This is a genomic window from Streptomyces sp. NPDC058457, from assembly GCF_042720695.1.
Lineage (GTDB): Bacteria > Actinomycetota > Actinomycetes > Streptomycetales > Streptomycetaceae > Streptomyces.
In genome coordinates, this window is record NZ_JBHXLU010000042.1 from 59,171 (window position 1) to 71,925 (window position 12,755).

Consider the following 12,755-nt stretch of genomic DNA (forward strand, 5'->3'; position numbering starts at 1 on the left):
TGGACGTCACAAGGGCCGGTCTGCTCAACCCTGTGCGCCGGCAGGCCGTGCCCCCTATTGAGCAGCCCGCCGCCGTGCCCCACCGTAGCGTCACCGCTGCCCAGGGGTGACGCGACCGAGGAGAACCCGCCCATGAACGCACCGGTCCACGAGCTGACGACCTTCCCGGCGGTACGGTCCGCCGCGCAGCCCTTCGCCGTACCGGACGCCTACCGGCGACTCTTCGGCGAACGCAGGCTTCCCCGGGTGCGCCTGCCCGCCGGCCGCACCGCTCACCTGGCGGGCCGGTACGAGGACGTACGGGCCGTGCTGGCGGGCCCCTTCAGCGCGGACGGCGGCCACCCGGGCTTCCCGACGGCGCGCGCCGGCTCGGGCTCGTCCTCGCAGCAGCTCTCCTTCTTCCGGATGGACGGCGCCGACCACCGCCGCTACCGCAGGCTGACCACCGCCCACTTCGCGGTGGCCCGGCTGGAGAGGCTGCGCCCGGTCGTGCGCGGCGCCGTGGAAGAGCTGGTGGCCGCGTTGAAGCGCGAGGGCCCGGGCACGGATCTGGTGAGCGCCTTCGCCATGCCCCTGCCGAGCCTGGTGATCTGTCACATCCTCGGCGTCCCGTACGGGGACCGCGAGCGGTTCGGCGTGCTCATCGACGTCATGGTGCGGGCCCCGCAGATGAGCCGCGAGGCCGTCGCCGACGCGGTCACCCAGTTGCATGAGTACGTACTGCGGCTGGCCGACGCCAAACGACGCGACCCCTCCGACGACCTGCTCTCCGACCTGGTCGCGAGCTTCGACGCCGACTCCTCGCTCGATCCCCGGCAGCTCCCGGCGATCGTGCTGCTGCTCCTCGTCGCAGGCCACGAGACCACGGCCAGCATGATCTCGCTCGGCACGCTCGCGCTCATGCGGGACGATGGCGCGCGGGAGCAACTGACCGCGGACCCCGCCCTGGTCCCCGGCGCCGTCGAGGAACTGCTGCGCTATCTCGCCATCGCGCAGTGGATGCCCCGGGTCGCCACCGAGGACACGGATATCGGCGGTTCGCCCGTGCGGGCCGGGGAAGGAGTCGTCGTCCTGCCCATGGTGGCCAACCGGGACCCGGCCGTCTTCCCGGAACCCGACCGTCTCGACCCGCGCCGCCCCAACGCCTCGGCCCATGTGGCCTGTGGCTTCGGCCCGCACCAGTGCCTGGGGCTCCAACTGGCCCGCATGGAACTCCAGGAGGTCTTCGATGTCCTCTTCCGTGAGCTCGACGGGGCGCGACCCGCCACCCCGATCGAGCAGTTGCCCTTCCGCCAGCGCTCCGCCTTCTTCGGCCTCGACGCCCTGCCGGTGACCTGGTGAGGTGAACGCGCAATCTTGAGCGGCCCGCTCGCACGACGGTCTCTAGCGTCACCTACGACACCGATCGTGACGGAGGGCCGTTCATGCCGACCGCACCGCACACACGTCAGGGAACAACGGGGCAGCAGGCAAGCCCCGCGCCGGACGGACGCAGCCTCAGCCAGATCGTCTTCCGTCCCTGGGACTGCCAGGTGGTGGCCACGGCGGTACGGTTCGAGATCCCCGAGCGGCTCGCCTCAGGACCGCGCAAGAGCGCGGAACTGGCGGCCGCGATCGGCGCGGATCCCGCGACCTTCACCCGCTTCCTGGACGCCTGCGCGATCCTGGGGCTCGTCGAGTCCGACGGTGAGGGCGCGTACACCCTCACCGACCTCGGCGGCACGCTCGCCCGGGGCTCCGGCCCCTTCCCGGCCATGGCCCTGATGAACATGGGCGAGGGCATGTGGAACCGCATGGCCAAGCTGCACGAGACGATCCTCACCGGCAGGCCCGCCAAGGACGACCGGGGCGAGGACCTCTACCAGCACTACGACCACCACCCCGAAGAGCGCCTGTGGCACGCCGAGGCCATGGCGGATCTCAGCAACGACGCCGGTCGCGCGCTCGCCGCGGGCTTCGACTTCGGCCCCTACCACCGGATCGTCGACATCGGCGGCAGCCTGGGCATCCTCCTCTCCCACATCCTGACCGCGGCGCCCCACGCCCACGGCACCGTGTTCGACCTGCCGGCCGTCGTCGAACGGGGACGCGCGGCCCGAGCGGACTCCCCGGTCGCGGACCGCCTCGACTTCTTCGGCGGCAGCTTCTTCGAGGACGCCCCGCCCGGCGCCGACCTCTACCTGATCAAACAGGTGCTGTGCGACTGGGGCGACGAGGACGGCGCCCGCATCCTGCGCAACAGCCTGCGCAACGCCCCCTCCGGCAGCAGGCTGCTGGTGGTCGAGTGGACCCGCCCCGCCGGGGGACAACCCGACCACCTCGACATCATGAGCCTGTGCCTGCAGACCGTCACCGGCGGCCGGGCACGGACCGAGGACGAGTTCATCACGCTCGTCGAGAGCGTCGGGTTCCGCTACGAGAAGACGACCCCGGTGCCGAGCGCCACCAGCCCCCGCCCCTGGCAGGTGCTCCAGGCGGTCCGGCCCTGACCTCCCGCACACCCCGCCGCAACCCCGGACCGACGGGTCCGCAGACCTCGCGGGCGGCAGCCCCGCAGAAGTGGAGACAGGGATGATCGCAGAGCGGCTGGTCAGTCTCGGCAACAATCTGATCTCCGGCTATCCGCCGGAAGGCAGGGAGTACTGGGCCGCCCGGTTCTGGGACCGTGACAAGGCGGAACTGGACCCGGTACTCGGAGACCACTACCGCGCGCAGAAGGCGGTACTGGGCGATCTGATCGACAAGTACGGAGCACGGGCCGATCGCGTCATCGAATTCGCCTGCGGCACCGGCGAGTTCACGAAGATCGTCGCCGATCGGGTCGGCCCGAGCGAACTGATCGCCGTGGACATCTCCGCCGAGGGCCTGGCCCGTGCGAAGGCCCGCGTCGCCGACGACCGGCTCCAGGTGGTGCAGGGCGACTTCTGGCAGGACCACGGCCTCGAACCTGCCCCCCTGGTGGTGTGCGTCGACGCCATCCACCACCTCGGCGACGTCCGCACCGTTCTGGAGCGGCTGCGCACCTTCGTCGCCCCCGGCGGCTACCTGATCGGCAACGTCTGGACGCGTGACCACTTCCACGAGTTCCAGCGGCAGCGCTACGGAGCGCTGCGCCACGCCGCACGCTCGGCGCTGTTCCTCGCCTCCGCCGTGACCCTGCGCGCCACGAAAGGCCGGATCCGCTGGGCCTCGTACCGCACCCAGCTGCTGCCCTCCGAAGAAGTGCTCAGGCTGCTCGGCGACACGTTCCCCGCCGTGCTGGAGACCGCGCCGGATCGCTTCTTCTTCGGCTTCGTCTGCCCCGCCTGACGCCGGGAGGAGCGATGAAAGCACTGGTCCTGGCGGGCGGCATGGGCACCCGGCTGCGCCCCTTCAGCGACAGCACTGCCAAACAGCTCGTGCCGGTGGCCAACAAACCTGTCCTGCTGTACGGGCTCGAGGCCATCGCGGCGGCGGGCATCACCGAGGTCGGCATCGTCGTCGGCGACCGCGGGGCCGAGATCCGGGCGGCCGTCGGCGACGGCGCGCGACTCGGGCTGCGGGTCAGCTACCTGCACCAGGACCGGCCGGCCGGCCTGGCCCACGGTGTGCTCATCGCCCGGGACTTCCTGGGCGACGACGACTTCGTGATGTACCTGGGCGACAACGTGTTCACGGACGGCATCGGCGACCTCGTCGCACGCTTCCTCGCCGGCGGCTGCGCGTCCGTGCTGCTGCTGGCCAAGGTCGAGGACACGAGCGAGTACGGCATCGCCGTAGTCGACGGGCAGGGCAGGGTCCGCGGCCTGGTCGAGAAGCCCGAGTGGTCGGTCAGCGATCTGGCGGTCACCGGGGCGTACGCGTTCTCGCCCGCGGTCCACGAGGCGGTACGCGCCATCCGCCCCAGCGCCAGAGGGGAGCTGGAGATCACCGACGCGGTGCGCTGGCTGGTCGACAACGGGCACCCGGTCCGCGCCGAGATGTGCACCGGATACTGGTGCGACACCGGACGCATCGACGACTGGCTGGACTGCGACCGCACCATCCTCGACACCGTGGAGCGCGACGTTCGCGGACAGGTCGACGCGGAGTCCGTCCTCACCGGACAGATCGTCGTCGATCCCACGGCCCAGGTGGTGCGCTCACGGGTCACCGGACCCGTCGTGGTCGGCGCGGGAGCCACACTGCGCGACGCCGACGTGGGCCCGCACCTGTCGGTCGGCCCGCACTGCCTGGTGGAGCGCAGCGCCGTCGCCCGCTCCGTACTCCTGGAGAGGTCCACGGTCAGCGGCGTCCGCGGTCTCACGGACTCGATCATCGGGCGCGGCGCCGAGGTCCGCGGCACCCGCTCCACCGCGACGCTGATCCTCGGTGACGCGGGCACGGCGACGGTCACGGGATGAGGGACGGCCGATGAGAGTGCTCGTGACCGGGGGCGCCGGCTTCATCGGCTCCCACTACGTACGGTCCATGCTGGCCGGCCGCTACCCGGGCTGGGAGGAAGCCTCCGTCACCGTCGTCGACAGCCTCACCTACGCCGGTGACCTGCGCAATCTGCCCGCCCCGCACCCCCGGCTGACCTTCGTCCGCGGAGACGTGTGCGACCAGGCGCTCCTAGACCGGATCGTGCCCGGCCACGACGGTGTGGTCCACTTCGCGGCCGAGTCCCACGTGGACCGTTCCCTGACGGGTGCCGGAACCTTCGTCCGCACCAACGTGCTCGGCAGCCAGACGCTGCTGGAGAGCTGCCTGCGCGCCGAGATCCCGCGGATCGTGCTGGTCTCCACGGACGAGGTCTACGGCACCATCAGCAGCGGTTCGTGGACGGAGGACGCACCGCTGGAGCCCAACTCGCCCTACGCGGCCTCCAAGGCGTCGGCCGATCTGCTCGCCCGCGCCTACCACCGCAGCCACGGGCTGCCCGTCACGATCACCCGCTGCTCGAACAACTACGGCCCCCACCAGCTCCCCGAGAAGATCATCCCGCTCTTCGTGACACGACTGCTGGCGGGCGGCACCGTCCCGCTCTACGGCGACGGCCGGCACGTACGCGAATGGCAGCACGTCGACGACCACTGCCGGGGAATCCAGCTCGCCCTTGAACACGGCAGACCGGGCGCCGTCTACAACCTCGCGGGCGGCGCCGAACTCACCAACCTCGAACTGACCGGACGCCTGCTGGCCCTGTGCGGCGCGGACTGGAGCCGCGTCGAGTACACGGCCGACCGCAAGGGACACGACCGCAGATACGCCCTCGACGGAACGGCCGCCCGCGATGAACTCGGCTACGAGCCCCGCGTGCCCTTCGAACATGGACTCGCCGACACCGTCCAGTGGTACAAGGAGAACCGCTCCTGGTGGGCCGCCCCGGCGGCCGCGCCTGTCCCCACGCCCCACCGCCGAGGCACCGGCCGGCCCCGCTCCACCGCGGCGATCGTCGGCGCCGACGGATTCATCGGAAGCAGACTGCGCACCCACCTCGGCCGGGACCAGGGGATCGTCCCCTTCACCAGGGAACGGCCCGCCGTGGACGACGACGGCGCCCCGGCGCCGGAGCTGCGCACGGCCGACACCGTCTACTACCTGGCCACCAGAGTCAACCCCGCCACCGCCGGGCGGGACCCGGCGGCGGTGGCTGCCGACCACGACCACTTCCTCCGCCTCATGGACGCGCTCGCCGCACTGGAGCGACCACCGCTCCTGATCCTCGCCAGCTCGGGCGGCACCGTCTACGACGTGGCAGCCCCCTGCCCGTACGGCGAGGACGCCGCCCTGCACCCCTCCAACGCCTACGGGGCGGCCAAACTGGCCCTGGAACAGGCGTTGTTCTCGCGCCGCGCCGAACTTCCCGGGATCGCCCTGCGGCTGTCGAACGTCTACGGACCCGGCCAGCGCACCGGCACCGGACTAGGAGTCGTCGCCCACTGGCTGCGAGCCGTCGCCGAGGGAACCCAGCTGCGCGTCATCGGCGACCCGGCCACCGTCCGCGACTACGTGTACGTCGACGACGTCTGCGCCGCGCTCGAAAAGGTCCGCGCCGCGCACACAGCGGGCTTGCCCCTGCCCGCCGCCCTGAACATCGGCTCCGGCGAGGGCACCTCGCTCAGCGACCTCCTGGCAGCCCTGGAGGCCACCGTCCAACGCGAGTTGTCCGTGGAGTACGCCCCGCGCCGCAGCTTCGACCGCCGCGACGCGGTGCTCGACACGAGCAGGACACACCAGGTGCTCGGCTGGCGGTCGAGCACCTCACTGCCCGAAGGGCTGGCCCGCACCTGGCGGTCCATCGCCGGCCCGCACGCCGTTACCGTCGGCACCCATGAGGAGAAACGATGAGGATCCTGGTCACCGGAGGAGCCGGATTCATCGGCAGCAGGGTCGTCGCCGCCCTGCTGGAGGCGGGGCACGAACCGCGGGTCCTGGACTCCCTCGTGCCCGCGGTGCACCCGGACGGCCCGCCCACCCTGCCGGACGGGGTCGACCTGCACCACGCCGATCTCACCGACCCCGCCGCCGTGCGGGCGGCCCTGCGCGGAGTGGACCTGGTCAGCCATCAGGCCGCGATGGTCGGCAGGGGGCGCGAGATCCTCGACGCGCCCGCCTACGCGAGCAGCAACGTACTGGGCACCGCCACCCTGCTGACCGCCATGACGGAGGCGGGGACCGGGCGGATGGTCCTGGGCAGTTCGGTCGTCATCTACGGCGACAGCAGGTACGACTGCCCGGCCCACGGTCGGGTACGGCCCGCCCCGCGCGAGCGCGCCGATCTCGATGCGGGCCGCTTCGAGCCGCGCTGCCCGCGCTGCGGCACCGACGTCATGGCGAGCGCCGTGCAGGAGGACGATCCGCTGGACCCGCCGCGCAATGTCTACGCGGTCACCAAGCTCGCCCAGGAACACTTGGTCGCAGCCTGGGCCAGGGAGACCGGCGCGAGCGCCACCGCGTTGCGCTACCACAACGTGTACGGCCCCGACATGCCGCAGGACAGCCCCTACTCGGGCGTCACCGCGACCTTCCGTTCCGCGGTGGCCCGCGGCGAGGCGCCCCGCGTCTTCGAGGACGGCGAACCCCGCAGGGATTTCGTGCACGTACGCGACGTCGCCTCCGCCAATGTCGCGGCGCTCGCCCGCGACACCCCCGGACTGCGTGCCTACAACGTCGCGAGCGGCACACCCCGCAGCATCGGCGAGCTGGCCGAGGCGCTCGCCGCGGCCGGCGGGGCGCCCGCCCCGCGGATCACCGGCGAGTACCGGATCGGCGACGTACGCCATGTGTTCGCCTCGGCCGAGCGGGCGGCGCTGGAGCTCGGCTGGCGGGCGCGGACCGACTTCCTCGACGGGGTCAAGGAGTTCGCGACCGCGCCGATGCGGTCGGCCCCGCAGGGCCACGGTGGGTGAGGAGAGGGCATGCGGCTGAGCGTGGACGAGGAACGCTGTGTAGGGGCAGGCCAGTGCGTGTGGGCGCTGCCCGAGGTCTTCGCGCAGAGCGAGCGCACCGGCACGGTCGTGCTGCTGCGCGAGCTGCCCGCGCGTGAGACGGGGGACCGGGTGCGGGCGGTCGTGCGCGCCTGCCCCTCAGGAGCGCTGCGGCTCATCGAGGACTGACCCGGCCGCTCCCGAGCCGGCGCGTCCGGCCCGGAACTCGGGACACGCGGCCTGTCATCCGTCCTTGGCGAAGACGCTCAGCGGGGACCACCACTGGAGCGGGCGCGGGCGCGCGGGCTCGGGCAGCGCCCGCAACGCCGCGATCACCGGCTCCACCAGTCCGCGCCAGACCGGCTCGGTCACGTCCCACAGGTACGGGTACTGCCGCGCCTCCATGGCGCCGGCGAAGTCCTCGGGCGAGAAGCCGCGTTCGTTGGGTCCGAGGGCGTACTGCGTGACAGTCCGCAACCCCGCCGCCCCGGCCGCGCGGGCCAGGCCCTCGACGGTGTCGGGGCGCTCGCGCAACGGGTCCAGGGGCTTCATCGCCTCGGTCACATCGGCCGGCGGGTCCGCGTAGGTCTCCCCGTGCACGGCCACCAGCCGGCCACCCGGTGCCAGTACCCGTGCCGCCTCCGCCACCGCCGCGTCCATGTCGCCCACGAGGTGCAGGACATGGGCGCAGAGCACGTTCGGCACGGCGCCCCGCGCGTACGGCAGGGCCCGCGCGTCGCCGCGCGTGACCCGCGCACCGAGCCGTTGTCTCGCCTGTCGCAGCATCTCGGCGGAGATGTCCACCCCGAGAGCGGGGTGGCCCGCCTGGGCCAGCGCCGCGGCGACGGCACCGGTCCCGATGCCGACTTCGAGCACCGGACCCGGCACCAAGTGGGGGATGACGAGCGCGGCCACCGCGCGGCCCCGCGCGTCCCCGTCACGGGTCGCGTCGTACGTCTTGGCGATGCGGTCGAAGCTCTTGGCGGGGGCGCTGGTCGGAAGCGAGTCGGTCATGGACACAGCATCGCCCCTCAACCGCACGCCCTACTGCGCAGAATTGGGCAGCCGGGGCGGTGGGCACTGCCTAGCTTGCGGGATGTGAGTACACCGTCAGCGAAGAGCACCGAGACCACGACCACCTCCGGGTTCGCTGTCCCCGATCTGCTGCGCATGCGGGTGTCGGAGGATCCCGACCGGACCGTCATGCGGGTCGACGGGGCGGCGACCATGACCTACGCCGACTGGGACGCCCGGTCGGACGCCCTCGCACACGGCCTCCTTGACGCCGGGGCCGCCCGCGGCGAGGTGGTGGCCCTGCTGTTCGGGGGGATGGACTGGGTCGACTACGCGGTGGCCTACATGGGGATCCTCAAAGCCGGCTGCACCGCCATCCACCTCAACGACACCATGCCGAGGGCGGAGACCGCCCGCCGCCTCGCCCAGTGCCGCCCCCGCGGCATGATCCGCGGCAGCGTCACAGCTCCGCCCGACGACCCAGGCTGCTGGGTGAGGACCGTCGCCGCGCTGGAGACCGGCGAACAGACGCCCGTGGACCTGCGGGTGGGGCCCGAGGACATCAGTGACCTCCTGTACTCGTCGGGCACCACGGGCGACTCCAAGCCGGTACGCGTCCCGCACGGCAATCTGACCTTCGGACGCGGACCCGAGGCGTTCGCGCAGTTCGGCGACCCCCGCCCGCTCATCGTGCCCATGCAGCTCGGCACCACCGCCAGCGTGACCACCACCAACGTCGCGCTGTCCCTTCGGGCCACCCTCATCGCGACCCGGCCCGGGGACGTGGAGCGCATGGGAGAACTCATCGCCGAGCACGGTGTCGGTTCCGTCATGGTCAATCCGATGATCGCCGCCCGGATGGTCGCCGCGAAGATCCACGAACGGTACGACCTCAGTTCCGTGCACACCCTCGCCTCGGCCGCCGCGGCCATCGCCCCCGCGCTCGCGGACCGGCTCCTTGCGATGTTCCCCGGCGCCCGCCTCAACAGCTCCTACACCGAGGTCGAAGCGGTGCCCGGTGTCGTCGTCAGCACCTACGACCCGGCGCGGCCACTCTCCGTGGGACGTCCCACCCCCAGCACCGGGGTCCGCGTGGTGGACGAGCACGACGTCCCCGTACCCGACGGCGACCTGGGCCGGATCCAGCTGCGGTGCGCGGCTCCGCGGCGCCGCTACCTGCACAACCAGCAGCCCCCGGGAGACGACTGGACCCGCACCGGCGACCTCGGCTACATCGGCGACGACGGCGACCTCTACCTGTTCGACCGGGCCGAGGACGCCATCCACACTCCCACCGAGATCCTGTCGAGCATCGCTCTCGAAGCAGCGGTGTACGAGCATCCCGCGGTCCTGGAGGCAGCTGTCTTCGGCGTCCCGGACGGGAGCGGCGGGCAGCGGGTGGCCGCCGCCGTCGTGCTCGCCCCGGACGGCACTCTCGACGACCTGAACACCTTCCTCGAGCGCCGGTTGCCCCCGCATCAGGTGCCGCGACAGATCGAGCTGCTGCCCGAACTCCCCTTCTCACCCAACGGCAAGGTGCGCAAGCGGGTCCTGCGGGACCGGCTGCGCGAGGCCGCCGCGCGCCCGGCCCGGCCCTGATCCTCACACACCGAACGGCACACGCATCCCTGGCGCCCCACAGCGGCAGGACCCACAACGACGGAAGGACATCCGCCATGTCTGGACAGCACGCGGCGAAGGCGACGTTTCGAATGGTGTCGTGGGACGAGAAGCCTCTCGGCGAGGAGCAGGAGGGCGGCGCACGCATCGTGCATGCCTCGACGACCCAGCGGTTCGAGGGCGAGATCGAGGGCGACGTCCGCGCCGAGTACCTGATGGTGCGGCCCGACGACACCTTCGCCGACATCGCCGGCATGCTCACGGTCACCGGCACCCTCGGCGGCCGGAGCGGCGGCTTCGCCCTGCGCACCAACGGCACCTTCGACAAGGGCACCCTCCAGGCCGAGCTGTGGGTCGTCCCCGGCTCCGGCACCGGGGAGCTGGCGGGGCTCTCCGGGGGCGGCAACTACCTCTCCCAGGAGGAGGCCGCGGGCACCGTCACCCTCAGCTACCGCTTCGACTGACCCCGCTCACCCCGTCATTCCCCCTACGTACAGGCAGGAGACCACGCACATGCCCGTTCCCACGTCCCAGGACTTCTTCATCCCGTCCGCCCAGCACCAGACCACCCTCCCTCCTGAGAAGATCCTGCATTCCGCGAATTCCGGCGTCATCGTCGAACGGGTCGGTCAGCTGCATGCCGAATTCCGTTCGGAAGGGCGCCAGTTCGGCCGGGAACTCGCCGAATACCTGAACACCAACTATGCCGGAATCGTGTCCGTCTTCGTGTACGAGGAGACGTTCGGTGTCAAGGACCGGCTGCATTTCCTCATGCACCTGAAGTCCTTCGACGCGTACGAGACGCTGGTGCAGATGGGCACCCAGGACGCGGGGTGGCGCGACATCATGATGCGCCCCCGCATCCCCGAGGAGCGCGGTGGCGGAACCTGGGATCGCATGTTCCTCGACGGCGGCCTCAAGGAAGAGGTGCTGATTCCCTCGACCTTCGGCATGTACGGCACGGCCGACAGCAGACTCGACACCGTGCGCGAGGACGGCAGCGGCGGTGTGCGCTTCGACGTCCCCACCGCGCAGTTGCAGACCGACGTCCCGGCCGACGAGATCCTGCACTCCGCCAACTGCGGCATCCTCATGCACCGCACCGGTGAGCTGAACTACGCCTTCCGGGCCGAGGGCCGCATGTTCGCACGGGCCCTGTGCGACGCCTGGAACGAGAGCCTCAAGGGCCACGCGACGATCTTCCTGTACGAGGAGGCCTTCGGGAAGTCCGACCGCATCCACCACTTCATCCACCTGAAGTCGCTCAGCTCCTACTACACGCTGATGGGGCTGCGCGCGGTCAACACCTCGGCCACCCGGGAGGTGTTCACCAAACAGTGGATATCCGACGAGCGGGGCGGTGGCGGGTGGGAGCGCATGTTCGTCCAGGGCTCCTTGGGAGACATGGCACTGACGCCGCAGCACTGGGGCATGTACGCCACCCAGGCCGCCGAGGGCGAGTGATCGGGTCGTGTACGACGTGATCGTCGTCGGGGCCCGCGCCGCCGGTGCCCCGGCCGCCATGCTGTTCGCCCGCGCCGGCCACCGGGTGCTCCTGCTGGAACGCTCGGTCTTCCCCGCGGACACCCTCTCCACGCTCTACATCCAGCAGCCGGGCGTGGCCCGCTTGGCCCGCTGGGGCCTGCTCGACGCCGTGCGGGCCACCGGCTGCCCGCCGCTGGAACGCGTCCTCTACGAGGTGGGCGGTGTCCGGGTGACCGGCTGTTCCAGCGGCATCGACGGCATCCGTGAGGCGTACGCGCCCCGGCGACACCTCCTCGACCGCATCCTCGTCGAGGGCGCTGTCGCCGCAGGAGCCGAGTTCCGGGACGGCTGCGAGGTCACCGGCCTCCTCCACGACGGTGACAGGGTGGCCGGTGTCCGCTGGAACGGCCCGGGCGGCGCCGTCCACACCGAGCGGGCCCATCTGGTGGTGGGAGCAGACGGGATGCGCTCCACGGTCGCCCGGCTTGCCGGAGCCGCCAGACAGGTCGAGCACCCCGCCCTCACCTGCGCCTACTACACCTTCTGGCAGGGGCCGCGCACAGACTTCGAGATGTATGAGGGGCCCACCGGATGGATCGCCGCGGTCCCCACCAACGACGCCACCCTGATCGCCGCCTACCACCCGCAGCACCGCTTCGACGAGGTGCGGCGGGACGCCGTGAACGCCTACCTCGAAAGCGTCCGGGTCAACGCCCCCGCCCTGCACGCCCAACTCGACAACGCGAAACGCATGGAACGCCTGTACGGAACGGGCGACCAGCAGAACTTCTTTCGCACCGCCACGGGGCCCGGCTGGGTGCTCATCGGTGACGCCGGCCACCACAAGGACTCACTGACGGCCCAGGGCATCGGCGACGCGCTGATGCAGGCGGAGCTGCTCGTCGAAGGGGTCCAGGAGCACGTCGGCGACCCGGTCGCACAGGCCGACGCCCTCAGCGCTTTCGCCACCGAACGGGACACGAGGCTCAGCGGCCCGTTCCAGGCCACCTTGGGGGTGGCGCAGGCCGATGCCCAGGGCCGCAGGATCGCTCTCCTGCGCGCCGTCTCCACCTCGCCCGAGCTGACCCAGCGATACTTCGACACGCTCTCGGGAGTCGCCCCGCTCGACGGTCTCTACACCCCGGAGCTGCTGCGGCTGATGCAGGAGGTGGCCGCCACCGGGTAGGTCCGTGGGACCGGCACGGTGCCCGGCAGCCGGACGGAAATCCGCGATTCCGTCCGGCC

General features: G+C 71.6%; 11 protein-coding genes and 2 pseudogenes. 12 read left to right on the top strand and 1 reads right to left on the bottom strand.

The window, feature by feature from the left end; translation table 11 throughout:
* Positions 1-132: 132 nt before the first annotated feature.
* From ACFWPS_RS29040 to ACFWPS_RS29075, 8 genes and pseudogenes are all read left to right on the top strand, one after another.
* Positions 133-1,341 (top strand): cytochrome P450, encoded by a 1,209-nt coding sequence (locus tag ACFWPS_RS29040; protein ID WP_383709847.1) that lies wholly within the window; start codon positions 133-135, stop codon positions 1,339-1,341.
* A gap of 83 nt (positions 1,342-1,424) precedes the next feature.
* Positions 1,425-2,489 (top strand): methyltransferase, encoded by a 1,065-nt coding sequence (locus ACFWPS_RS29045; protein WP_383709849.1) that lies wholly within the window; start codon positions 1,425-1,427, stop codon positions 2,487-2,489.
* An 82-nt stretch (positions 2,490-2,571) separates the two neighbouring features.
* The gene (locus ACFWPS_RS29050) at positions 2,572-3,309 is read left to right on the top strand and encodes a class I SAM-dependent DNA methyltransferase (protein ID WP_383709852.1); all 738 of its coding nucleotides are present in this window, start codon (positions 2,572-2,574) and stop codon (positions 3,307-3,309) included.
* 14 nt (positions 3,310-3,323) lie between these two features.
* Complete coding sequence (locus ACFWPS_RS29055) at positions 3,324-4,382, top strand: glucose-1-phosphate thymidylyltransferase (protein WP_383709855.1); 1,059 nt, start codon at positions 3,324-3,326, stop codon at positions 4,380-4,382.
* A gap of 10 nt (positions 4,383-4,392) precedes the next feature.
* Positions 4,393-5,346 (top strand): annotated as a pseudogene (rfbB, locus tag ACFWPS_RS29060) (dTDP-glucose 4,6-dehydratase); the annotation flags it as partial.
* Positions 5,347-5,421: 75 nt separating this feature from the next.
* Positions 5,422-6,312 (top strand): annotated as a pseudogene (locus tag ACFWPS_RS29065) (NAD-dependent epimerase/dehydratase family protein); the annotation flags it as partial.
* Positions 6,309-7,373: an NAD-dependent epimerase/dehydratase family protein gene (locus ACFWPS_RS29070; protein ID WP_383709858.1), complete on the top strand. Its 1,065-nt coding sequence runs from the start codon at positions 6,309-6,311 to the stop codon at positions 7,371-7,373. The pseudogene ACFWPS_RS29065 and the gene ACFWPS_RS29070, both read left to right, overlap by 4 nt.
* A 9-nt stretch (positions 7,374-7,382) precedes the next feature.
* Positions 7,383-7,580, top strand: a complete 198-nt coding sequence (locus tag ACFWPS_RS29075) for a ferredoxin (RefSeq protein ID WP_383709861.1) — start codon at positions 7,383-7,385, stop codon at positions 7,578-7,580.
* Positions 7,581-7,634: 54 nt separating this feature from the next.
* On the opposite strand, the gene ACFWPS_RS29080 is transcribed toward ACFWPS_RS29075, so the two are convergent.
* Positions 7,635-8,405 carry a class I SAM-dependent methyltransferase gene (locus ACFWPS_RS29080; protein ID WP_383709864.1) on the bottom strand — a complete coding sequence of 257 codons (771 nt, stop codon included), beginning with the start codon at positions 8,403-8,405 and terminating at the stop codon, positions 7,635-7,637.
* A gap of 84 nt (positions 8,406-8,489) precedes the next feature.
* Here ACFWPS_RS29080 and ACFWPS_RS29085 point away from each other — a divergent pair, with 84 nt between their 5' ends.
* The 4 genes from ACFWPS_RS29085 to ACFWPS_RS29100 all read left to right on the top strand — a co-directional run bounded on the left by ACFWPS_RS29085 (position 8,490) and on the right by ACFWPS_RS29100 (position 12,696).
* A complete protein-coding gene (locus tag ACFWPS_RS29085; protein WP_383709867.1) occupies positions 8,490-10,004 on the top strand; it encodes a class I adenylate-forming enzyme family protein in 1,515 nt (504 codons plus the stop codon).
* Between the two features lie 77 nt (positions 10,005-10,081).
* A complete protein-coding gene (locus ACFWPS_RS29090; protein WP_383709870.1) occupies positions 10,082-10,489 on the top strand; it encodes a DUF3224 domain-containing protein in 408 nt (135 codons plus the stop codon).
* A 49-nt stretch (positions 10,490-10,538) separates the two neighbouring features.
* Positions 10,539-11,489 (top strand): DUF6039 family protein, encoded by a 951-nt coding sequence (locus ACFWPS_RS29095; protein ID WP_383709872.1) that lies wholly within the window; start codon positions 10,539-10,541, stop codon positions 11,487-11,489.
* Between the two features lie 7 nt (positions 11,490-11,496).
* Complete coding sequence (locus tag ACFWPS_RS29100) at positions 11,497-12,696, top strand: NAD(P)/FAD-dependent oxidoreductase (RefSeq protein WP_383709875.1); 1,200 nt, start codon at positions 11,497-11,499, stop codon at positions 12,694-12,696.
* Positions 12,697-12,755 lie beyond the last annotated feature (59 nt).

What these genes read in the sequence shown, in the direction of transcription:
- ACFWPS_RS29070 (WP_383709858.1), top strand. Translation starts at nt 6,309, where the DNA reads ATGAGGATCCTGGTCACCGGAGGAGCCGGATTCATCGGCAGCAGGGTC.
- ACFWPS_RS29090 (WP_383709870.1), top strand. Translation starts at nt 10,082, where the DNA reads ATGTCTGGACAGCACGCGGCGAAGGCGACGTTTCGAATGGTGTCGTGG.
- ACFWPS_RS29055 (WP_383709855.1), top strand. Translation starts at nt 3,324, where the DNA reads ATGAAAGCACTGGTCCTGGCGGGCGGCATGGGCACCCGGCTGCGCCCC.
- ACFWPS_RS29045 (WP_383709849.1), top strand. Translation starts at nt 1,425, where the DNA reads ATGCCGACCGCACCGCACACACGTCAGGGAACAACGGGGCAGCAGGCA.
- ACFWPS_RS29095 (WP_383709872.1), top strand. Translation starts at nt 10,539, where the DNA reads ATGCCCGTTCCCACGTCCCAGGACTTCTTCATCCCGTCCGCCCAGCAC.
- ACFWPS_RS29080 (WP_383709864.1), bottom strand. Translation starts at nt 8,405, where the DNA reads ATGACCGACTCGCTTCCGACCAGCGCCCCCGCCAAGAGCTTCGACCGC.
- ACFWPS_RS29050 (WP_383709852.1), top strand. Translation starts at nt 2,572, where the DNA reads ATGATCGCAGAGCGGCTGGTCAGTCTCGGCAACAATCTGATCTCCGGC.
- ACFWPS_RS29075 (WP_383709861.1), top strand. Translation starts at nt 7,383, where the DNA reads ATGCGGCTGAGCGTGGACGAGGAACGCTGTGTAGGGGCAGGCCAGTGC.
- ACFWPS_RS29040 (WP_383709847.1), top strand. Translation starts at nt 133, where the DNA reads ATGAACGCACCGGTCCACGAGCTGACGACCTTCCCGGCGGTACGGTCC.